General features: G+C 53.7%; 2 tRNA genes. Both read right to left on the bottom strand.

Annotated features, from left to right (window positions below):
- Positions 1–40 precede the first annotated feature (40 nt).
- Positions 41–117: transfer RNA gene (locus ACZYSM_RS29380), tRNA-Asp, on the bottom strand.
- 18 nt (positions 118–135) lie between these two features.
- Positions 136–211: transfer RNA gene (locus ACZYSM_RS29375), tRNA-Val, on the bottom strand.
- Positions 212–462 lie beyond the last annotated feature (251 nt).

Here is a 462-nt window from a genome sequence, read left to right as displayed (position 1 = left end):
CTGTGGTGACCTGGCGTTCAGCGTTCCAGGTTACCGAATATGGCGCAGCGGACGGGACTCGAACCCGCGACCCCCGGCGTGACAGGCCGGTATTCTAACCGACTGAACTACCGCTGCGCGTAACACTAAAAGTAATGGTGGGTGATGACGGGATCGAACCGCCGACCCTCTGCTTGTAAGGCAGATGCTCTCCCAGCTGAGCTAATCACCCTTCACTTTCGATGCGGGGCGCATTCTCTCACAGTTTTTCATAACGTGCTGATTTAAATAATAAATTTATTAAAAAAGCTGAAATCCAGTGAAACACTGCGCTTTAACACGAAAAAACAGACAGTAAAAAGCCCGCACTAGGCGGGCTTTCTGTGGTGACCTGGCGTTCAGCGTTCCAGGTTACCGAATATGGCGCAGCGGACGGGACTCGAACCCGCGACCCCCGGCGTGACAGGCCGGTATTCTAACCGA

The organism is Pseudomonas sp. F220 (genome assembly GCF_057813935.1).
Note: the sequence above shows the minus strand (reverse complement) of the source record. Positions and strands in the feature narration are given on the sequence as shown.